Raw genomic sequence first — 20,345 nt, 5'->3', positions numbered from 1 at the left:
GCCGACCTACTACACTGCGGTCGTAGCCGGTTACGTCCCCACCCAACGTCCACGAAAGGAGTCAGGCTGCCCACGGACGTCGACAGTGATCACGAAGCCCACAACCATGAATCTGCTGAATAAACATCTGCTCCGCACGACCTCCGGGCCATTCGTATTCGGCTTCTGCGTGGTGACTTTCGTGCTGATGATCGACATACTCTACCGGTATGTCGAGCTTTTCGTGACCCGGGGTGTTTCCTTCTGGACGGCTACGGAGGTCCTGATCCTCAGCCTGGGACACATGTTTGCATTATCCATACCAATGGCGGTGCTCATCGGCGTGCTGATGGGCGTGGGGCAACTGGCGGCCGATCACGAGATTACGGCAATGAAGGCCAGCGGCATCGGACTCTACGCCCTGCTGAGGCCGCTTCTGGGGGGAGCGCTGGTGTTGACGCTGGCCATGACGGCCTATAATCACTACGTCCTGCCGGAGTGGAACCACAAGCTGGCCAACCTGCTCTACGACATCAAGCACGTCCGGCCCATGATGGAGATCCGCGAACAGCTGTTCACCGAACTCAACGACCGCATCACCATCTACGTCAAGCGTAAGGACGAGAAGACGAACCGCATAGAACAGGTGATCATCCTGGAGAAGGACGGGCCGGGCGACATCGCGCCGACGATGACCACCGCCGCCTGGGGCACCATCGTCCCGCTGCACGACAGCAACACCATGCGCATCGAGCTCCACGACGGCGAGATCCACGACCTGCCCGACGACAACGACCTGGCCCGGTACACGATCACCCGCTTCAACAGCCACAACCTCCACATCAAGGACATGGAACGGAACCTCCAGGCGTCGAACCGCACCTCGCGGGGCGACCGCGAGATGAACCTGACGGCCTTGCTGGAGGCCGCCGGTCGGGAGGCGGAGGAGAGGCGCAAGACGGAGAGCCGCAGCCGCGAGCTGTCCGGCAGCCTGGCCCAGAGACAGTGGAGTCTGCTGGATCCGCGGACGCGCGGCGAACTCCTGGGCCGGCAGCGGAGCACCGAGGCACCCGACCTCGCCCAGCGGCGCAACCTGCTCAAGGGAACGCGGCAGGAAGCCAGGCGCGCCGCGCGCTCGGCCGGTTTCCAGGAGAATGTCGTACGGTCGCAACGCGCGCGGGAGAACAGCTACATGGTGGAATTCCACAAGAAGTTCGCCATCCCCGTGGCTTGCCTCGTCTTCGTCCTGCTGGGGCTGCCCATGGCCGTGTCCACCGCCCGCAGCGGCCGGGGCGTATCGCTGAGCCTTGCCCTGGGCCTCTATCTGGTCTACTACCTCTTCCTGATCGGGGGCGAGAAGCTGGCCGACCGCGGGCGCCTGGACCCGGCGCTCGCGATGTGGATGGCCAACGCCTCGCTGACACTGATAGGCATCCCCGTACTGCTGCGCACTGTGAAGGAGTCATCGCTGTTCTCGTTCACCCTGCGCCCGCGCGCGGATGGTTCCGGCACCGGGGAGACCGATTGATGCGACTCGTGCACCGCAACGCCGTCTCCGGCTTCCTGCGCATCCTCCTGTTCACCATCCTGGGCGCCCTGATCCTGTTCACGCTCGTCGACCTCTTCGACCACATGGACAGCTTCATGGACAACAAGGCGACGCCCGGCATGATGGCGCGCTACTACCTGAACAAGATCCCCTGGATCATCGACACGGTCCTGCCCATCGGCATGCTCATGGCCACGCTCTTCTCCGTGGGCATGATGGCGCGCTACAACGAGCTGACGGCGCTGTTCGCCGCCGGTCGCTCCCTCATGCAGGTGACGCGTCCCCTGATGCTGCTGGCGGCGATCGCCACGCTGTTCTCCCTGGCCTGGAGCGAATTCGTCCTGCCCGGCGCCAACGCCGAAGTGGAACGTATCTGGGAGGTCGAGGTCCACGGCCGGCCGGACCGGATCCGGCCCACCAACGACATCGCGTTGACCGGCACCGATGGCTGGCTCTACTACGCCCGGACCTTCGTGCCGGAACAGGACCGGATCAAGGAGTTCCGGGCGCACCTGCTGGCGGGCGCCCGGGTCGTCGAGCGTTACGACGCCGAGACGGCCGTGTGGGAAGGCGGGCAGTGGATGCTCCAGAACGGCACACACCGCTGGTTCAGCGCCGGCGGCGACAGCATCTCCAGGTTCGAGAACCTGGCTTCCGGACTCGGCGGCATCACCCCGCAGGCTTTCCGGGACGACAGGCTCAAACCCGAAAGCATGAACGTCAGACAGCTCCGGCGCTACGTGCATACGATCCGCTCCAGCGGCGGCGACGCGACCGCCTACGAGGTGGATCTCCACTTCAAGCTGGCGTTTCCGGTGGTGCATCTGGTGGTCGTGTTTTTGGGCATCCTGCTGGCCTCGGGCCCGCGCAAGACGACCGTGGCCAGCGGCTTCGGCTGGACCATCCTGATCAGCTTCGGCTACTATCTCTCCGTCAACTTCGGCCGTGCGCTGGGTCACAACGGGGCGCTGCCCCCCGTGATCGCGGCCTGGGCGGGCAACCTCGCCTACAGCGCGCTGGCGCTCACCTTGTTCCTGCGGGTGAGGCGCTAGACCGGCATGTCCGGGCCGTGACCGACCCCTTTTCGCTGGACTCCTTGCCCCGGCTGCCCTAACTTCTTAATTTGAACAGGTCAAGGCCGTGCGTCCTTGCCGACGCGACCTTTATATACGTCACCGCGACTACGGAGCCCGACTCATGCGCAAGTTCATGTTGATCCTCTGGCTGGCCTGCCTGGTCATTGCTGTGGTCGTCGGCTGCAGCGACGACGGGAATCTCAGACCCTCGATCACCAGGCTCGAGGCCAACGTGGAATGCGGCATCGCGCCGGTGAACGTTCAATTCGTGGCCTTCGTCACCGGCGGCAACCCTACCGCTGATCCGACCGGCGCGAATGCCCCGCTCCACGTCTCCTGGGATTTCCAGGACGGGGGAACGGCGAACGGTTCGATCACCTCCCACCGTTTCAACGAGCCGGGGGACTACAGCGTCCTCGCCACCGTGACGGACGAGGACGGCGACAGCGACACGATGAGCATCTTCGTCGAGGTGCAGTCCGACTCGATGTTCATCCAGGCCAGCGAAGACACGACCGTCACGGCCAGCATGGCCTATTTCACCGCACCCACCATGGGCACGAGCAACGGCAGCGGCGGCAGCAACATCCGCCAGACGGTCGTCTTCAACGAGATCCTGGCCTTCAACGTGTCGATCATCCCGAACCCGGTGAACGGTCTCTTCGAACCCCTGCTCGAGCTCCACAACCCATCAACGACCCAGTCGGTATCGCTCACCAACTGGTCGCTTACCAACGACACCTCGATCCCCAACAAGTGGCGTTTCGCGGCGAGCACGGTGCTGCCGCCCGGGGGATTTCTGATCATCTGGGTGGACAACCGCAGCATTGCCGGCCCCACCCACACCAACTTCCATATGACCGGGAACTGGGCGGGACAGCCGGAGAATTTCGTAGGCGCCATCTATCTGTACGACTCCAGCCGGCGTCTCGTGGACCGTGTGCTGCTGCTGAACCAGCACGCCGACGTATCGTTCGGACACCTGCCAGACGCTAGCGACGACGGCCTGGTCGCCCTGTCCGTGGTCGCCGATCTCTGCGGCTTCGACCCCGAGAGGGGTTTCTACGAACGGTTCAATTTCACCTGGGACATGGACGACATCCTGGGCAGCGTCTATCCGGTGCGCGAGCCGAGGCATGTCTTCAACACGGACGACGTCGGCGATCGCATGGTGAGAGTGACCGTCTTCGACACCCATACGAACGTCACCAGATTCGACACGGTCACGGTCCATGTGGAGCTGCCGACCAGATAGCGGCGACCGGGACGTGAGACGAACGAGAGGCGCCGCCGGATCCGGCGACGCCTCTTCTTTTGCTGTTGTCGTCGAGACGCGCGGATCAGCCGGCGCTGCTTATCAAGGCCTCCGCGCGATCGGTGCCCTCCCACGGGAACACGCGGGCCTCGCGTCCGAAGTGGCCATAGGCGGCCGTCGCCCGGTAGATCGGGCGCAGGAGGTCCAGCCCCGCGATGATCCCGCGCGGGGTCAGGTCGAAGACCTCGCGCACTGCGGCGACGATGCGTTCGTCGGGTATCGCGCCCGTGCCGAACGACTGCACGGCGACCGAGACCGGTTCGGCGACGCCGATGGCGTAGGCCAGCTGGATCTGGCAGCGGTCGGCAAGGCCCGCGGCCACGACGTTCTTGGCGACCCAGCGGGCCGCATAGCTGGCGGAGCGATCCACCTTGGAGGGATCCTTGCCGGAAAAAGCCCCTCCCCCGTGTGGGGCGCTGCCGCCGTAGGTATCCACGATGATCTTGCGTCCCGTCAGCCCGCAATCGCCCTGCGGGCCCCCGATGACGAAGCTCCCGGTCGGGTTCACGTGATAGGTGAGGCCCTGGTGATCGATATCCGCCGCGGCCAGCACCGGGTCGATGACGTGCTCGATGACCTGTTCCCGCAGATGAGCCGTGTCGGGGTCGTGCTGCGTGGAGATCAGGACCGTGGTGACGCGCACGGGTTTGCTTCCGTCGTATTCGACCGTGACCTGACCCTTGCCGTCGGGACGGACCCAGGGCAGTTCGCCGTTCTTGCGCACCTGGGCGAGCCTGCGGGTCAGACGATGCGCCAGCATGATGGGCAAGGGCATCAACTCCGAGGTCTCGCGGCAGGCGTAGCCGAACATCAGCCCCTGGTCGCCGGCGCCGCCGCTGTCGACGCCGAGCGCGATGTCGGGCGATTGCTCGTCGATCGCGGTCAGGACCGCACAGGTCTCCGAGTCGAATCCGTATGCGGCGGACGTGTAGCCGATTTCCCGGATGGTGTGGCGCACGATCTTGGGGATGTCGACGTAGGTCTCGGTGGTGATCTCCCCCGCCACCATGGCCAGGCCGGTGGTCACCAGGGTTTCGCAGGCCACGCGTCCATGCGGGTCCTGAGCCAGGATGGCGTCCAGGACGCTGTCGGAGATCTGGTCCGCGACCTTGTCGGGATGGCCTTCGGTCACGGATTCGCTGGTGAAGAGATGTTGCGAGGCCATGGATGCTCCTTGATCGGGTCGTGCGGGACCTGCGTTCGCCGACCGCCGTATCGCCGGTCCGTCTCGTTCATTCGCCCAGCGCCTGGAGACGCTGCTTCAGGATCTCGATCCTGGCGACGGGCACGGGATCCACGCCCGCCGCCTCCGCGAGATAGCAGGACAAGTAATCTCCATACTGCACCAGGGATAGCGTGCGCGCCAGCATCGTCTCGCCGGCGGCCCGGAACTCCAGGATAGTATGAAATTCCTCGGCCAGCAATTCGCGCGTCACATCGACCCTGAGTGACGTGCGCGTGTTCTCGTCCGCGGACCGGAGCAACAGCAATACGAAGTCGTCGCGACGGGGCCTCAGCACCTCCCAGCCCACGATATCGTTGTGGTCGAGCTCGGGGAAGGGTACGACCAGGGCGGGCGATTTGCCGTTCTCGTTGACCTGGGCCTTCAGGCGCATGCCGGCCGCGTGGGCTGCGGGGGATGTGGTGTAGACCACCAGCATGCGTCCCAGCGTCGTCCTGGCCGCGGACTTGGCCGGGCTGTCGGGGCCGGAGGCGGGTCCCAGACGCTCCACACCTTCGCGAAGCGTGGAAACGGCGGCCGCGATCTCCTCATCGACGCCGGGCAGCAGGCCCAGCCTGGACAGGACGTGGGCCAGGGCGCCCAGTCCGAATCCCAGCGCCGCGCGCGGCGGCAGGCCGCCCGGCACCTCCACCAGGGGAAAGGGCGCGCCACCGTCGATACCGTCCCGGGCGAGACATGCCATCTCCCCTCCGGACGAGATGGCGACCCGGGGGCAACGACGCGCGGACGCTTCGCGCGCAGATGAGAGACATTCCTCCGTGTTGCCCGAATAGCTGCAGAGGATCACCGGCGTGCGGGCGTCGACCCAGCCAGGCAGGCCGTAGTCGCGCCATACCGAGAGACGCAAGCCGCGCGTCGCGGCGTAGGCTACCAGCAGATCGCCGGCGATGGCGGAACCGCCCATGCCGCAGATCAACAAGCCGCCGGGAGGCGGCGGCAGGGGCGCCACGCGCTCGAGGCCCGCCAATCCGCGACTGGCCTGGAGGTCGTCGGCCATGTCCCCGACCAGAGCCAACATCCTGACCAAGCCGGAGTCAGTCATTCACCCGACCCTCCCGGTTGCTCGCGAAGCGACGTGCCTTCTTCTCCTCCAGATAGCTCGTCAAGAGACGGTCCGCAGCTTCGGCCGTATCGCAGGCGCAGAGCTCCTCCACGAGGGCCGCTGCTTCCGTCTGCGGCGTCCAGCGCACCACCTGCTTGACCTTCGGCAGCTGGGCCGCATGCATGCTCAACTCGTCGAATCCCAGTCCGAGCAATACCTCGGCGTAACGCGTCTCCGAGGACATCTCCCCGCAGATGCCGGCCCAGATGCCGGCCGCATGCGCCGCCTGGACCGTGTTTCGCATCAGCCTCAGCACACCGGGGTGGAGAGGCTGGTAGAGGTACGCCACGCGGCTGTTGAGCCGGTCCATGGCCAGCGTGTACTGGATCAGGTCGTTGGTTCCCACGCTGAAGAAGTCGCATTCGCGGGCCAGCAGGTCGGCCACCATGGCGGACGCGGGCGTCTCGATCATGATGCCGATCTCGAGCTCCGGATCGTGCGCCAGGCCCTCGCCGGCCAGTTCGTCGCAGCATTCACGGCAGATCTCCCGCGCCGACCGCAGTTCCGCGACGCCCGTGATCATGGGGAACATGAGGCGCGCCGGCCCCAGGGCGGCGGCCCGGTAGATCGCCCGCAGCTGGGACTTGAACAGGGGTGGGTTGGCGAGCAGGAAGCGGATGCCGCGCCAGCCCAGAAAAGGGTTCGATTCCTTGCGCACGCCCAGGTAGCGCTGCACCTTGTCGCCGCCGACGTCCAGGGTACGGAAGAGCACCGGGCGCCCCTCCATGCGCCTCATGATGTCGCCGTAGACGGCCAGCTGCTCCTGTTCGTCCGGAATGGTCCGGTGCTGGAAATAGATGTACTCGGTGCGCAGCAGCCCGATACCCTCGGCTCCGCAGTCCAGCGCCTTGTCGACCTCCACAGGCAACTCGATGTTGACCATCATCTTGACGGTGCGGCCGTCCGGCGTCACCGCGGGCAGATCCTTCAGGTGGCTCAGCTTCGCGGCCACCCTGCTATCGCGCTGGGCGAGTTGACGGAAGCGGGCCAGGGTCTCCGCGTCGGGTTGCAGGACCACTTCGCCAAGTTCGCCGTCGACCGCCAGCAGATCCCCGTCGATCAGGTGGGAGACTTCGTCGCCCAGTCCCAGGACCGCCGGCACGCCGAGCGAACGGGCCAGGATCGCCACATGGCTGGTGCGGCTGCCTTCGCCGAGCACGAAGGCCAGCACGTTGCGCGAACCGATGGTGACCGTATCGGACGGGGTGAGATCCACGGCCGCCACGATGCTGGGCGCGGTGGGGCCGACGACGGTCGCGTCGTCGGTACCCGTCAGAATGCGCAGGATGCGCTCTTCCACGTCGTGCAGATCCTGGGTGCGCTCACGGAAATAGGAATCCTCAAGCGCGTGGAACTGGCGGATGATCTCGCCGACGGCCTCCTTCAGGGCCGCCTCGCAGTTGAGCGATTCGGCGCGGATGATCTCGCGCGCGCGACCCACGGTGAGCTCGTCCTCCAGGATCAGCAGGTGGCTTTCCATGATGGCCGACTCTTCGGGGCCCAGATCCTTCGCCAGCTTCCCGATCAGAACCTGGATCTGGTCTCGCGCCTTGCCGATGGCGTCATCCAGACGCGCGATCTCGGCCTCGATCTCGCCGGGAGCTATGACGCGGCGCACGATTTCTGGCGCCTCGCGCGAGATGAAATGCACGGGGGCGACGGCATAACCCGGGGACGCGGCGATTCCGCTCACGATGCGCAAGCGATCAGCCCTCCTGCTTCTCGTTGTGGGCCAGCTCGACCTCGATCAGGTGGATGAGGGCCTCGGTGGCAGCCACCTCGTCGGGTCCTGCGACCTCTAGTTCCACGACGCTGCCGTGGTCCGCGGCCAGACTCGCCAGCCCCATGATGCTCTTGGCATTGGCAGAGCGGCCGCTGAAGCGGACGGTCACGTCCGAAGCGAACGTCTTGGCGAGCTTGACGATGCGTCCTGCGGCGCGCAGGTGGAATCCGACAGGATCGGCTACAGTTGCCTTGGCAGTTCTCAAGAAGTCGCTCCTTTTACGCCACCGGGGCCCGCGATCGGACACGAAACCCGGAATCTACAGATAGGTCATCGCCACGGCAAGAGGCAGCATCAGCAGCAGCAGGCTCTCGCCTGGCCATCGCCGCCGCGCCGTCATCGACAGCCCCAGGGCCAGGGCCGTGGCAAGCAGCAACGACCGCTCGCCATCGGCGCGCAGCAGGAGATCCAGCCTGGCGACATAGAGTCCCGCCAGGACCCCCGTGAACAGGGCGCCGGCGCGCTTCGCCGTCCAGATGGCCTGATGCCATTTCGGTGACGCCAGCCGATCGGCGATCTCCAGCCCCAGATCGTAGCCCCAGACCAGGACCAGGTAACGACCCGAGAGTTGGACCAGCGTGAACGCCGACAGCAACGCCAGGGGAACCCAGTGTGAACCGGACGCCGCAGCCAATGACGCCATCACCAGCAGGGTGGGCTGCAGGCCCAACCAGACGAACTGGTCACCGAGCGAGGCCAGCGCCCGGCCCAGGGAATCCTTGAAATTGCGGACGATCTGCAGCATCGCCCCGTCCGTCCGCCGGTTCTCCTCCTCCAACCTCAGCAATCCGCCGACCAGCAGATTCGCATAGTAGGGGTTGGTGTTGAAGTACTCGTAGTGCCGGCGACAGAACTGTCGCGCCTCCCGCACCGGCAACTCCGCCCGCCGCAACCACGGCAACATGGCGTAGACCAGGCCCAGGTTCTGCATGCGCTGCGTGTTCCATGATCCCTGGAGGCTCAGCGTCCGCAGGAAAACCTGCCACATGCAGCGACAATCCGGTCTGTCCACCAGGGCCGGATTCTTCCCGACGCCCATCACGTCCCCACACCTCCGGCCAGGGCCCAGGCCGTGGCGAGCGTCAACAGGAACCCTCCCGCGATCCAGCGCAGGCCATGCCGGCTGCCGTACAGCTCTCCCAGCGATCCGATGGCCAGCGCCGGCGTCAGCCAGGGCAACATGCACAGAGCGAGAGACAGCCGCGCGGGCACCAGGTCGAACATGGGAAGCCAGACCACGATGGCCAGCAGACACCACGACAGCGTCGACAGTCCGCCCCGCAAGGCCGTGGTCAACAGGCAGCGCACGTGGGCGCGTTCCATGTGTTCGTAGCGGCCGTCGCGCAGACTGCGCAGTCCACCCAGCATGAGGCGGTTGTGCAACCTCCGCTCCCAGCGTAACACGCCGTCCCCGATCATGCTGCCCAGGGTTGCGGCCACGAGCAGCCACCCCAGTCGGCCGGCGCCGGCTCCGGTCCCGGCGAACGGCGCGGCCACATCCCACCCCATGGCCGCGGCCGCCCCGACGAGACCAAGCACCGGCGTCAACTTGTCCCCGGCGAACGTCTGTCCCACGGGCAGGTTTCCCACGGCCAGCAGTTGCATCGGCAGACCCACCGCCAGACCCAATCCGGGCTCGCCCCAGAGCAAGCCGGCCAGGATGCCTGCGGGCAGGGGCTGGCTGAGCCAGGTCTGTGCCACGGCCGTCTCGTCCAGGGCGAGCAGGGCACCGAGCAGCACCGTGAGACCGAGGGCGAGCCAGGGGAAACCTGGATCGCCGGCGGCGGCTGTCGCCAGGAACATCACAGCATGTTCTCCAACTCCGCCAACTGGTCGCCATCCAGCTCGATCGCCTTCACGCCTGGCACGGTCTGGGCCACCAGTCGCACACCATCATCCTGCAGAGCCCGCAGGGCCTTGAGGTCCCGCTTGTCCACGTAGACGAATTCGAGCAACTCCCGCTTGCCTTTCATGTAGTGCATGCCGCCCACGTTGACCTCGCCGATCGGCAGACCGCGGCGATGCAGATCCTGCATGTCGATCGGAGATCCCACCAGGAGGATGATATCCTCGCCCCGGTCGAGCATTCCGTCTCCGGCCAGGAAGCGGGCCGTACTCTCGCGGTCCAGCACGGACACGCGCATCTGGGGCGGCACGGAACTGGCGTAGACACGGCTCTGCCAGGGGTCGGCGGCGATCTTGTCGTTGCACAGGATGATACGGTCCGGCTGGAGCTTGCGGCTCCAGCCCACGGTCACCTGTCCGTGTATGAAGCGATCGTCGATTCGCGCCAGGACCAGAGGCATGGCTACTCAATCCTCCCGGCCCGGACCGAGCAAGAAAATGGCCTCCCGTCCCTTCTCGACCAGGCGACGGGAAAGCTCACCGGCGGACATGGTCTCCCGCCAGGTGGCGTAGTCTAGCAACATGGCGAGGTTAACGCCGGTCAGAATCAGGTCCCTCCCCCCCTCGGCCACCGCCAGCTGGGCGGCGTTGGCGCAACTGCCGCCGAAATCGTCGATGAAGAGCAAAGTCCTGGCTTCCGCCCCGGTGGCCGGTCCCGACAGGCGCGCGCCGATCGCGTCGGTGAGCTCCTGCACGGACTTGCCGCTGTTGGTGAGGGCGGACAGGCCGTCTATGGGTCCCAGAATCATCTCGACCACCCGTACGAGTTCACGGCCGACGTCCCCGTGGGTGATCACCAGTCCGTTGATCATTATGCAGGCTACTCCCTGTCGTGTCTCAGATAGCGGCTCAGCCGGTCGCCGGAATGGAGCGTCTCCATGATGCGGCGATTGAGGTCATGGGCGGAGTCTATGCCGTAGACGCGAAGCATCGAGTCGAGCGCGATGACTTCCGCGATGACGGTGATGTTCTTGCCCGGAAAGATGGGGACGATGATGCGCGGGATCTGAACGCCGAGATACTCCGTGTAGTCCCTTTCGAGCCCCATGCGTTCATAGTCGGTATCGTCCCGCCAGCGTTGCAGGTCCACGGCGACCTCGATGCGTTTCTGCATGCGGATCCCGCGGATGCCGAAGACAGCCTGCACGTCGACGACCCCTACGCCGCGGATCTCGATGTTATGCTGGAGGACCTCGCGGAAGCGGCCGATGATCACGTCCTCGCTCACCTTGCAGACCTCGACCACGTCATCGGCCACGAGCCGGTGGCCCCGCTCCACCAGGTCGAGCGCGCACTCGCTCTTGCCGATGCCGCTCTTGCCCGTGATCAGCATGCCGACGCCGTAGACGTCTACCAGCGTGCCGTGCACGTCCAGGCGCGGCGCGAAGACGTCGGACAGATGAGCCGACAGGTCACGGATGAACTCCTCGGTGGGCATGGTGCTGCGGACGACGGGAATCCCGTTCTCGCGTGCCGCGGTCAGCACCGGATCGGGCACGCGAAGACCCCGTGTGATGAAGATGACCGGCGCCTCGAGAAAAGCTAGGTTCGAGACGGCGGCGTCCTGTCCCGCCGGGTCCAGGGTGTCGAGATAAGCCATTTCGGACTCGCCGAGCACCTGGACGCGATGGGGCAGGAAGTTCTCCATGAAGCCCATCATGGCCATGCCCGGACGGTGCACGTCGGGCGCGTCGAGTGCGATGTCGCCTTCGGGAAGCTCCGTGAGCAACGTCATCTTCAGGGGATTCTCGAGGTCCGCGTAGACCTTCTGCACTGTCACCTGGTTCATCACTTATCGCCTCTGGATGACGTTACTCTGGCTTCATCACGCCCGTCTGGCCGTCTTCCTTGCGATACAGGACCGCCACCTCCGCAGTGTCCAGGTTGCGGAAGACGAAGAACGGGGTCTCGCTCCGGGCATAGGCCTCCTTGGCCTCCGCCAGCGTGAGGTCCTTGAGTACGAATCCGTCGTTGGTCATGGCCGATCCGTTGTTGTCGAGCAGATTGTCGCTCAGCAGGGTCATGGCTTCGCCGAGGCCGCCCTCGGCCGCCCGTCCCCGGTGATCCTTCATCTTGTCCTTGTGCCGGCGCAGCTGGCGCTCGATGCTCTCGATGGCGAGGTAGGCAGCGGTGTCCGGCTCGACGTGCTCGACCTTGGTGTGGCAGGAATGGTGCTTGATGTTGTAGGTGAGATCGCCCGTGAAGCGTCCGCCGGCAAAGGTCAGCGTCATCCTCGCGCCGACCGGCTCCGTGGGGCTGTAGCGCTCCAGGTTCTCGAGCTTCTCCACGATCTTGTCGCGCATGTCGTCGCCGAGAGCGAAATGCCGGCTATTGATCTCCAACTGCATGGCGTCCTCCAGGTACGTAGGTTTGTGGACGTGGTACTAGAACTTCTTGCGCATCCTGGCGTTCAGGATGCCCAGATGATCGCGGTACTTGGCCACGGTGCGCCGGGCGATCTTCAGTCCGCTGACCGACAGCAATTCCACGATCTTCTTGTCCGACAGCGGCCGGGACGTATTCTCGCCGGCCACGATCTCCTGTATCATCTCCTTGACCGCCTTGGCGGCGACCTCGTCGCCCGCGTCGGTGTCGAGCCCGGCGGAGAAGAAGTACTTCAGGGGAAAGACGCCGCGGGGAGTCTGGCAATACTTCTGCTTGGTGACCCGCGAGACCGTCGACTCGTGCATGCCGATCTCCGTGGCGACCTGCTGCAGGGTCAAGGGCCGCAGCGCGATGGCGCCGGAGACGAAGAACGCCTTCTGTTCCCGGACGATGGCCTCCATGACCTTGATCATGGTCCGCCGCCGCTGTTCGATGGTCTTGATGATCCATTCCGCGTAGCGCCGTTTCTCGTCGATGAACTGGACCGTATCCGTGTCGCCGCCCTTCTTGCCCGCCTGCACCGCGTCGTAGGCGTTGCTCACGCGCAGTCGCGGGATGTTGCCGTCGTTCAGGTAGACCACGTAGTCGTCATCCACCTTCTCCACGATCAGGTCGGGCGTGATGTAGGCCGCGCCCTCCTGCGAAGTGGTCATGCCGGGCTTGGGGTCCAGCTCGCCTATGCGTTCGGCGATCTCCTGGACTTCCCGGGGCGTGATCTTCATCTCGCGGGCGATATCGGCGAACTTGCGGTTCTTCAGCGCCTCGAAGTGGTTCCGGATGACCTCGGCCTCGAGGCTGTCCCCCCGCCCCCGCGCGCCCAGCTGGAGCAACAGGCATTCCTGGATGTCGCGGGCACCCACGCCGGGCGGGTCGAAATCCTGGATGGCCTTCAGGACGTGCTCCACGCGCTCCTCGTCGACATCGAAGTGGGCGGCCGCCTCGGACAACGGAGAGGTCAGGTAGCCGGCCTCGTCGAGGCTGCCGATGAGGTACTCGCCGATCTTGCGGTCGAGTTCATCCTCGACGGCCAGCGAGAGCTGTGCCGTCATCTCCTGCTGGCCGGTGAGGACCGACGGGGCGGGCCGTTCGAGGCGATCCTCGTCGTCGTGCTCGCGCTCCCAGGTCCCGTCCTTGAAGCCGTCCTTGAAGTACTCGTCCCAGTCGACCGGCGCTTCGGCGGGAGACGCTTCCGAGGCCGCTTCGGGTTCCTCCTTCTCCGCCTCCGTTTCCTGCAGCTCGTCTTCTTCGCTCGGATCGAACTCCTCCAGCAGAGGGTTGATCTGGAGCTCCTGCCGCAGGATCTGTTCGAGTTCAAGCGTGGGAATCTGCAGCAGCTTCAAGGCCTGCTGGAGACGTTGCGTCATCACCAGCTGCTGGCGTTGATAGAGGCCCTGGTGCAGTCTCAGCTTCATGTTCATCCGGGCCGTTCTCCGTTCTCGGCATTCGATCGCATCCTGCCACACACTATAGCGTAAACGACTCGCCCAGGTAGATTTCCCGCGCCTTGGCATTGCCCACGATCTCGTCCGGCGATCCGGAGAACTCGATGCGACCCTCGTACATTATGTACGCACGGTCGGTTATACTCAACGTCTCACGCACGTTGTGATCCGTTATCAGAATACCTATGCCGCGCTCCCTCAGCTTGGACACGCTCTCCTGGAGATCCGCCACCGCGATCGGATCGATGCCGGCGAACGGTTCGTCCAGGAGCATGAAACGGGGACGCGTCACCAGGGCGCGCGCGATCTCGACGCGCCGCCGCTCCCCGCCGGAGAGCTGATAGCCGCGGCTGCGCCGGATGTGGGTGATCCCCATCTCCTCGAGCAGCTCGTCCATGCGCTCGACGCGCTCGGCCTTCTTCAGGGGCAGCGTCTGGAGGATCGCCATCAGGTTCTCTTCCACCGTCAGGCGGCGGAAGATGGACGATTCCTGGGGCAGGTAGCCGATCCCCTTGCGGGCCCGCTTGTACATGGGCAGCCTCGAGATGTCCTCGCCCCCGAGGCTGACCGTTCCCTGCTCCGGCCGGATGAAACCGACGATGATATAGAAGGTCGTGGTCTTGCCGGCGCCGTTCGGTCCCAGCAGCCCCGTGACCTCGCCCTCGCGGAACTCCAGTTCGACGTCGTCGACCACCGCACGACCGCGGTAGACCTTGCGCAACCCCCGTCCCGCCAGGACCAGCTTGCCGCCGGGGCTCGCGGGGTCATTCACGGTCGATCTCCCCGGTGACCGGTTCCTCGTCGAAGATCGTGGCCTCGACCGACTGCTTCAGCTCGAAACGATCCAGTTCCGGGGTCGCCTCCATGCCGATGCCCGTCATGACGTTGTCGCCGCGGGTGAAACGGTTGAACACCTCGTTGCTGATCAGGCCCGTGGCATCGTCGTAGTCCAGCTCCTCGGTCTCCAGGCGGCGCCCGTCCCGGGTCACCACGACCACTTCACCCCAGGCGAAGAGGTCGTTGGTCTTCAGGTTGGCGCGGCCCCGCAGGGAGGTCAGCGTGGAGAACAGGCCGTTGGCCCGGTAGAAATCCATGTGCACGCCGAAGAGCTGGGCCTCGTCCTGGTCGTTATAACGGGCCAGGCGGTCGCTCTGGAGGATCCAACGCCGCATGCCCTCCTTCGAATCGTAGATGGTGGTGTTGAACAGCTCCTGGTCGGGCAGGTCTGCCGACAGCTCCCCGGTCGCGGCCACCCGTTCGTTGTCGGTGCAACCGGCGAGGCCGACGCAGAGGATGAGCGCCGCGGCCAGGGCCGCCGGGCGCAGCGGGGTCGAGAAGAGCATGTCGATGATGTGCGTCAATCCGGTTCACTCCCGCCTGGTTTCGAGGCAACGTGCCAACGTGCATGGAACCAGACCCACTCGGCCGGGTTCCGCCGCAGGCACGTTTCGAGCGCGGCGTTGCAGTCCGCGAGGAAATCCTCCACCGCCCCGGCGCCGACGTAATCGCCGGGTTCCAGCGGCGGCAGATGCGTCACCCTGTGCCCGGATCCCCTGCGGCCGATGACCACCGGCAGCACGGGCGTCCCCAGCTTCAGGGCCAACCTGGCGAATCCCACCGGCGTGGGCGCCGGGAATCCACAGAAAGGAACCATCACGTTCTCCACGCGCGTGTGCTGGTCCAGGAGCACCGCCGCGACGCCGCCCCCGCGCAGACATTGCAACAACGGCCTGAGACCGCCCTCGCGCGGCACGGGCGTCAGGCCCACGCCCCGGCGCCAGTCGTTCACCAGGCGGTCCACCGGCGGGTTGTGGATGGTGCCGGTCACGACCGTCAACCCAGCCAGACCCCGGGCCAGATAGCCGCCCAGCAGTTCCCAGCACCCGAAATGACCCGTCAGGACCAGCACGCCGCGGCCGCGCGCCCGCAGGTCCCGCAGCGCGGCCATGGCCCCGTCCTCGCTCACGCCCTCGTAATCCCGTGCATGCCACCGGTCGAGCGTCAAGGCGTCGAAGAGGTTGGCCCCCAGGGCTGCGGCCGAGCGACCGAGCAGGCGTTCACGGTCGGTATCCGCCAGTTCCGGAAAGACCAGGCGCAGGTTCGCGCGCGCCCTCTCTCGCTCCCGGTTCCGCAGCCTCAATCCCGCCTGCACGAGCGCCGTGCAGAGCCGCCGGCCCGCGCCGGTCGGCAAGCGACGCACGGCCCACGACAAGCACACGGCCAGTCGATGGTAGCACGCGCGGCGGAACCTGCGTTTGACGGGCGACACCTCGTCCGGGACCATACGTACAGGTAACATCAGCCGGAGCGGCCCGTCAAGACATGCCATACTCTCTGCATCGTCTTCTTTTCCAGCCAGTTAAGCTTTACCGGGATGATTCGTCCACGGATCCCCGGCCATAGATGCCCGCGCGCAGGATGTCATGGATATGCAGCAGTCCCACGGGCTTGCCGTCGGTGTCGACGACGACCAGCACCGTGATCGGCCCCTGCTTTCGTTCCTCCATGCGCCGCAGGGCGACGACGGCCAAGTCGTCGGCGCCGATGGTCTCGGGATCGGGCGTCATCAACTCGGAAACCGGCTTCTCCAGCGGGTCGTCGTATTCGAGCAGGATGCGCTTGACGTCGCCGTCCGCGCAGATGCCGGCCAGGGTGCCGTCGCCGCGCACCACGCACGCGCAGCCCAGCCGTTTGCCCACCAGTTCCGGCAGACATTCGCGCAGACTCGCTTCCAGGCCCACCAGCGGCATCTCTTCTCCGGTATGCATCAACTCGCCGACGCGCAGGAGCAGCGAACGCCCCAGGACGCCGCCGGGGTGATAGACGGCGAAGTCCCGCTCGTCGAAACCGCGCAGCGTGAGCAGGGCGAGCGCGATGGCGTCCCCGGTGACCATGGCGGCGGTGGCGCTGGTGGTCGGGGTCAGGTTCAGGGGACAGGCTTCGCGCGAGACGCCGCAGGGGATCACGATGTCGCTGAGCCGGGCCAGCTGCGAATCCATGCGCCCCGTCAACGCGATCATCACCATGCCGAAATGACGGGCGAGCCCGGCGAGCTGCGTCACTTCCGGGTTTTCGCCGCTGCGCGAGATGGCCAGCATGACATCTCCCGAACCCGCGACGCCCAGATCGCCGTGGATGGCCTCCACCGGATGTATGAAATGTGCCGGCGTGCCGGTGGCGGTCAGCGTGGCGGCCAGCTTGCGCGCCACGATTCCCGACTTCCCCAGTCCCGTCACGATCACGCGGCCGTCGCAGTTCTGCATGGTGCGCACGGCCGCCAAAAAGGACGGGCCCAGCCTGTCGCCGAGAGCGCTCAGCTCGCGCGCTTGCTGCGCGAACACCTCGCGGCCGATGTCGAGTATCTCCGCGTCCGGACGCGGTACGTCGGCGTCGTGCATCATGGCTTCTCCTCGCCGGGCGACCAGGCCGTTTCGGCCAGTCGCGCCAGGGTGTCGCCCAGCAGGCCCTGGCTCATCAGTACCAGATCGGTCACCTCGCGCACCGCGCCCGCGCCACCCGCCGCGTCTGTCACGTAACGGCAGCGATCGCGCACATCGGCCGGAGCCTCCGGGACGGTGACGGGCAGCCCAACCAGGTCGAGGACGGGAATGTCGATGAGATCGTCGCCCATGTACAGGATCCGCGCCGCCGGCAGGGAGAACTCCCGCATGATCTCGGTCAGGGCGCACCGCTTGTCGAAACGGCCGAGCTTCACCGCGTCGAAGCGCAGTTCCGCGGCGCGCCGGGCGGCGATGGCGCTGGCGCGACCCGTGAGCAGCCCCAGCTTGATGCCGGCGGTCCGCGCCAGGACCAGCCCGAGCCCGTCGCGGGCGTGGAAGGCCTTCAACGCCTCCCCCTGCGGGCCGTAGATCAGCTCCCCGCTGGTCATAACACCGTCGCAGTCCAGGACGATGGCCTTCACCCGCGCGAACGTTTCCAGCAACCCGTCCGCCAGGCGGCGCGACGCTTCCCGCCTGTAATCCCCGGTGGGACGGGGGGGCCAATCACCCGTCGTCATGAGGTCATCTCCAGGTACAGCTCGCGGTAGCGTTTCGCCTGGTCGATCAGCGGCGCGAAACGCGCGAAGGGCAACTGGCTGCCGGCGTCGCTCAGGGCGCGCGCCGGTTCGTGGTGGGTCTCCACGAAGACGGCGTCGGCGCCCGCCGCCAGGCCGCAGCGCATCAACAACGGGATGAGTTCGGGCTTGCCGCCGGTGGCGCCAGCCGAACTCCCGGGCGACTGCACCGAGTGTGTGGCGTCGAAGACCACGGGCAGGCCGAGCGCGTGCATGATCTGGTGCCCGCGGAAATCCACGACGAGATCGCGATAGCCGAAGAAGGTGCCGCGCTCGGTGGCCAGGATCCGCTCGCAGCCGGCGACACGCAGCTTGCCCGCCACGTGCTCCATGTCACCGGGAGCGAGGAACTGGCCCTTCTTTACGTTCACCACCCGCCCGGCCGCCGCGGCGGCCTCCAGCAAGGAGCTCTGGCGGCAGAGGAAGGCCGGAATCTGCAGGATGTCAGCCACCTCGGCCACGACAGCGGCGTCCTCTGGATGGTGGATGTCCGTCAAGATCGGCAGGCCGTGAGCGTCCTTGATCCGCTGCAGGAGCCGCAGCCCCTCCTCGCGGCCGGGCCCGCGCGGCGAGCCGCCGCTGGTGCGGTTGTCCTTGGTGTAGCTGGACTTGAAACAGACGCCCAAGCCCGCGTCGCGGCACGCGGCGGACACGTCGCCCGCGAGACGCAGCATCTCGTCCGCGTCCTCGAGCACGCAGGGCCCCGCGATCACGAAGAGGGAGCGTCCTGGACCGATCTGGTGACCCGCGACTTCGACGTTTCCCATGAACACTCCTATGACGCCGCGGCGACATCCTTCCCGCCGCGCTCGTGCGCGATGGCCGCGGCGACAAAGGCCTCGAAGATGGGATGCGGACGATTGGGCCGCGACTTCAGTTCGGGGTGGAACTGCACAGCCAGGTAGAACGGATGCGAAGGCAATTCGATGATCTCCACCAGTTCGCCGCCGGGCGACGTGCCCGAGAAGACCACGCCGTGTTCGGCGAAGCGGTCGCGGTAATCGTTGTTCACCTCGTAGCGGTGCCGGTGTCGTTCGCTGATCTGCGCCACGCCGTAACAGCGGGCCGCCAGACTGCCTTCCTTCAGCACGCAAGGATAGGCGCCCAGGCGCATGGTACCGCCCATCAGTTCGATGTGGCGCTGGTCGCGCATGAGGTCGATGACGGGATGCTCGGTGCTCGGATCGAACTCGCTGCTGTTGGCCATGGCCAGGCCGACCACGTCGCGCCCGATCTCGATCATGGCGACCTGCAGCCCGAGACAGATGCCGAAGAACGGCAGGCCCCGTTCGCGGGCATGGCGCACCGCGTTGATCTTGCCCTGGATGCCGCGGTCGCCGAACCCGCCGGGCACCAGGATGCCGTGGCACCCCGCGAAGGCTTCGTCCAGGCGCCGCTCGCCGATCTCCTTGCCCTCCAGGCTCTCCGAATCCACCCACGTCAGATCCACGGCCACGTGATTGGGGATGCCGGCGTGCACGAACGATTCGCAGATGCTCTTGTAGGCGTCCTTGAGCTCCACGTACTTTCCGACCACGGCGATGCGCACCCGGCCCGGCGGGTTCAGGATGATCGAGACCATGCGCTCCCAGGATGCAAGGTCCGCCTCCGGCATGTCGAGGCCGAACTTGCGGCAGATCTGGTCGTCGAGACCCTGTTTGTGGAATTCCAGCGGGACCTGGTAGATGGACGGGACGTCCACCGCGTTGATGACGCTCTCTGGCGGCACGTTGCAGAACAGAGCGATCTTGCGCCTGGCGTCGTCGGGGACTTCCACCTCGGCGCGGCACATCAGCACGTCGGGCTGGATGCCGATGCTGCGCAGTTCGCGCACCGAATGCTGGGTGGGCTTGGTCTTGATCTCGCCAGCGGCGGCGATGTAGGGCACCAGGGTCAGGTGCACGCAGAGGGTGTCCTCGGCCGGATGCTCGAGGCAGAACTGGCGGATCGCCTCCAGAAAAGGCAGTGATTCGATGTCGCCCACGGTGCCGCCGATTTCCGTGATGACCACGTCGATCCCGGGGTTCCTGTCGGCCGGCAGCATGATGCGCCGCTTGATCTCGTCGGTGACGTGCGGGATGACCTGCACGGTGCGGCCCAGGTACTCGCCCTTGCGCTCGCGCTGCAGGATGGTCTCGTAGACCACGCCGCTGGTCAGGTTGTTGATCTGGGACAGCTCGGTGTCGGTGAAGCGCTCGTAGTGGCCGAGGTCCAGGTCGCATTCGGCGCCGTCGTCCAGCACGAAGACCTCGCCGTGCTGGAACGGGCTCATGGTGCCGGGATCCACGTTGAGGTAGGGATCGAACTTCTGGAGCACCACGTTGAGTCCGCGCGCCTTCAGCAGCTGACCCATGGACGCCGCGGCGATCCCCTTGCCGAGCGCCGACACGACCCCGCCGGTCACGAAGATGTACTTCGCCATGGATTCCGCTCCTTCCCGCTGAGTATTGGTCAGGCGCCGATCCTAAGGCACGGACGGGAACCGGGAAAG

General features: G+C 66.1%; 21 protein-coding genes. 3 read left to right on the top strand and 18 right to left on the bottom strand.

From position 1 onward, the window contains the following. Positions 1–106 precede the first annotated feature (106 nt). The 3 genes from KJ554_10665 to KJ554_10655 all read left to right on the top strand — a co-directional run bounded on the left by KJ554_10665 (position 107) and on the right by KJ554_10655 (position 3,859). Positions 107–1,507 carry an LptF/LptG family permease gene (locus tag KJ554_10665; protein ID MBU0742797.1) on the top strand — a complete coding sequence of 467 codons (1,401 nt, stop codon included), beginning with the start codon at positions 107–109 and terminating at the stop codon, positions 1,505–1,507. Next, positions 1,507–2,580, top strand: coding sequence for an LptF/LptG family permease (locus tag KJ554_10660; GenBank protein ID MBU0742796.1), 1,074 nt, complete (start codon positions 1,507–1,509; stop codon positions 2,578–2,580). Before KJ554_10665 ends, KJ554_10660 begins: the two co-directional genes overlap by 1 nt. A gap of 145 nt (positions 2,581–2,725) precedes the next feature. Then, positions 2,726–3,859: a lamin tail domain-containing protein gene (locus KJ554_10655; protein ID MBU0742795.1), complete on the top strand. Its 1,134-nt coding sequence runs from the start codon at positions 2,726–2,728 to the stop codon at positions 3,857–3,859. A gap of 85 nt (positions 3,860–3,944) precedes the next feature. Here KJ554_10655 and metK read toward each other — a convergent pair whose 3' ends face one another. The 18 genes from metK to KJ554_10565 form a co-directional block, all read right to left on the bottom strand. Continuing rightward, a complete protein-coding gene (metK, locus tag KJ554_10650; GenBank protein ID MBU0742794.1) occupies positions 3,945–5,084 on the bottom strand; it encodes a methionine adenosyltransferase in 1,140 nt (379 codons plus the stop codon). 67 nt (positions 5,085–5,151) lie between these two features. Further along, positions 5,152–6,204, bottom strand: coding sequence for a bifunctional phosphoglucose/phosphomannose isomerase (locus KJ554_10645; protein MBU0742793.1), 1,053 nt, complete (start codon positions 6,202–6,204; stop codon positions 5,152–5,154). After that, complete coding sequence (gene ptsP / locus KJ554_10640; protein ID MBU0742792.1) at positions 6,197–7,966, bottom strand: phosphoenolpyruvate--protein phosphotransferase; 1,770 nt, start codon at positions 7,964–7,966, stop codon at positions 6,197–6,199. Before ptsP ends, KJ554_10645 begins: the two co-directional genes overlap by 8 nt. 4 nt (positions 7,967–7,970) lie before the next feature. Next, positions 7,971–8,252: an HPr family phosphocarrier protein gene (locus tag KJ554_10635; GenBank protein ID MBU0742791.1), complete on the bottom strand. Its 282-nt coding sequence runs from the start codon at positions 8,250–8,252 to the stop codon at positions 7,971–7,973. 54 nt (positions 8,253–8,306) lie between these two features. Further along, a complete protein-coding gene (locus KJ554_10630; protein MBU0742790.1) occupies positions 8,307–9,089 on the bottom strand; it encodes a PTS system mannose/fructose/sorbose family transporter subunit IID in 783 nt (260 codons plus the stop codon). Then, the gene (locus KJ554_10625) at positions 9,086–9,850 is read right to left on the bottom strand and encodes a hypothetical protein (protein MBU0742789.1); all 765 of its coding nucleotides are present in this window, start codon (positions 9,848–9,850) and stop codon (positions 9,086–9,088) included. The genes KJ554_10630 and KJ554_10625 overlap by 4 nt, the downstream gene beginning before the upstream one ends. Continuing rightward, complete coding sequence (locus KJ554_10620; GenBank protein MBU0742788.1) at positions 9,850–10,353, bottom strand: PTS sugar transporter subunit IIB; 504 nt, start codon at positions 10,351–10,353, stop codon at positions 9,850–9,852. Before KJ554_10620 ends, KJ554_10625 begins: the two co-directional genes overlap by 1 nt. A 6-nt stretch (positions 10,354–10,359) precedes the next feature. After that, the gene (locus KJ554_10615) at positions 10,360–10,764 is read right to left on the bottom strand and encodes a hypothetical protein (GenBank protein MBU0742787.1); all 405 of its coding nucleotides are present in this window, start codon (positions 10,762–10,764) and stop codon (positions 10,360–10,362) included. A gap of 8 nt (positions 10,765–10,772) precedes the next feature. Beyond that, positions 10,773–11,741, bottom strand: a complete 969-nt coding sequence (gene hprK, locus KJ554_10610; GenBank protein MBU0742786.1) for an HPr(Ser) kinase/phosphatase — start codon at positions 11,739–11,741, stop codon at positions 10,773–10,775. Positions 11,742–11,763: 22 nt separating this feature from the next. Continuing rightward, positions 11,764–12,300 carry a ribosome-associated translation inhibitor RaiA gene (gene raiA / locus KJ554_10605; GenBank protein MBU0742785.1) on the bottom strand — a complete coding sequence of 179 codons (537 nt, stop codon included), beginning with the start codon at positions 12,298–12,300 and terminating at the stop codon, positions 11,764–11,766. Between the two features lie 36 nt (positions 12,301–12,336). After that, on the bottom strand, positions 12,337–13,755 hold the full coding sequence (gene rpoN / locus KJ554_10600) for an RNA polymerase factor sigma-54 (protein ID MBU0742784.1): 1,419 nt from the start codon (positions 13,753–13,755) through the stop codon (positions 12,337–12,339). Between the two features lie 46 nt (positions 13,756–13,801). Then, positions 13,802–14,521, bottom strand: coding sequence for an LPS export ABC transporter ATP-binding protein (gene lptB, locus KJ554_10595; protein ID MBU0742783.1), 720 nt, complete (start codon positions 14,519–14,521; stop codon positions 13,802–13,804). A 22-nt stretch (positions 14,522–14,543) separates the two neighbouring features. After that, positions 14,544–15,140: an LPS export ABC transporter periplasmic protein LptC gene (lptC, locus tag KJ554_10590; protein ID MBU0742782.1), complete on the bottom strand. Its 597-nt coding sequence runs from the start codon at positions 15,138–15,140 to the stop codon at positions 14,544–14,546. Next, positions 15,137–16,078 (bottom strand): lysophospholipid acyltransferase family protein, encoded by a 942-nt coding sequence (locus tag KJ554_10585; GenBank protein ID MBU0742781.1) that lies wholly within the window; start codon positions 16,076–16,078, stop codon positions 15,137–15,139. The genes lptC and KJ554_10585 overlap by 4 nt, the downstream gene beginning before the upstream one ends. 67 nt (positions 16,079–16,145) lie before the next feature. After that, complete coding sequence (locus KJ554_10580) at positions 16,146–17,177, bottom strand: KpsF/GutQ family sugar-phosphate isomerase (GenBank protein MBU0742780.1); 1,032 nt, start codon at positions 17,175–17,177, stop codon at positions 16,146–16,148. Continuing rightward, on the bottom strand, positions 17,177–17,797 hold the full coding sequence (locus tag KJ554_10575; GenBank protein ID MBU0742779.1) for an HAD hydrolase family protein: 621 nt from the start codon (positions 17,795–17,797) through the stop codon (positions 17,177–17,179). Before KJ554_10575 ends, KJ554_10580 begins: the two co-directional genes overlap by 1 nt. Then, entirely contained in the window at positions 17,794–18,621 is an 828-nt protein-coding gene (gene kdsA / locus KJ554_10570) for a 3-deoxy-8-phosphooctulonate synthase (GenBank protein MBU0742778.1), read from the bottom strand. The genes KJ554_10575 and kdsA overlap by 4 nt, the downstream gene beginning before the upstream one ends. Positions 18,622–18,629: 8 nt before the next feature. Next, the gene (locus KJ554_10565; protein ID MBU0742777.1) at positions 18,630–20,276 is read right to left on the bottom strand and encodes a CTP synthase; all 1,647 of its coding nucleotides are present in this window, start codon (positions 20,274–20,276) and stop codon (positions 18,630–18,632) included. Positions 20,277–20,345: the final 69 nt, after the last annotated feature.

It is taken from the genome of bacterium (genome assembly GCA_018814885.1).
Lineage (GTDB): Bacteria > Krumholzibacteriota > Krumholzibacteriia > LZORAL124-64-63 > LZORAL124-64-63 > JAHIYU01.
The sequence above is the reverse complement of the archived record's forward strand: the minus strand, read 5'-3'. Positions and strand labels throughout refer to the sequence as shown.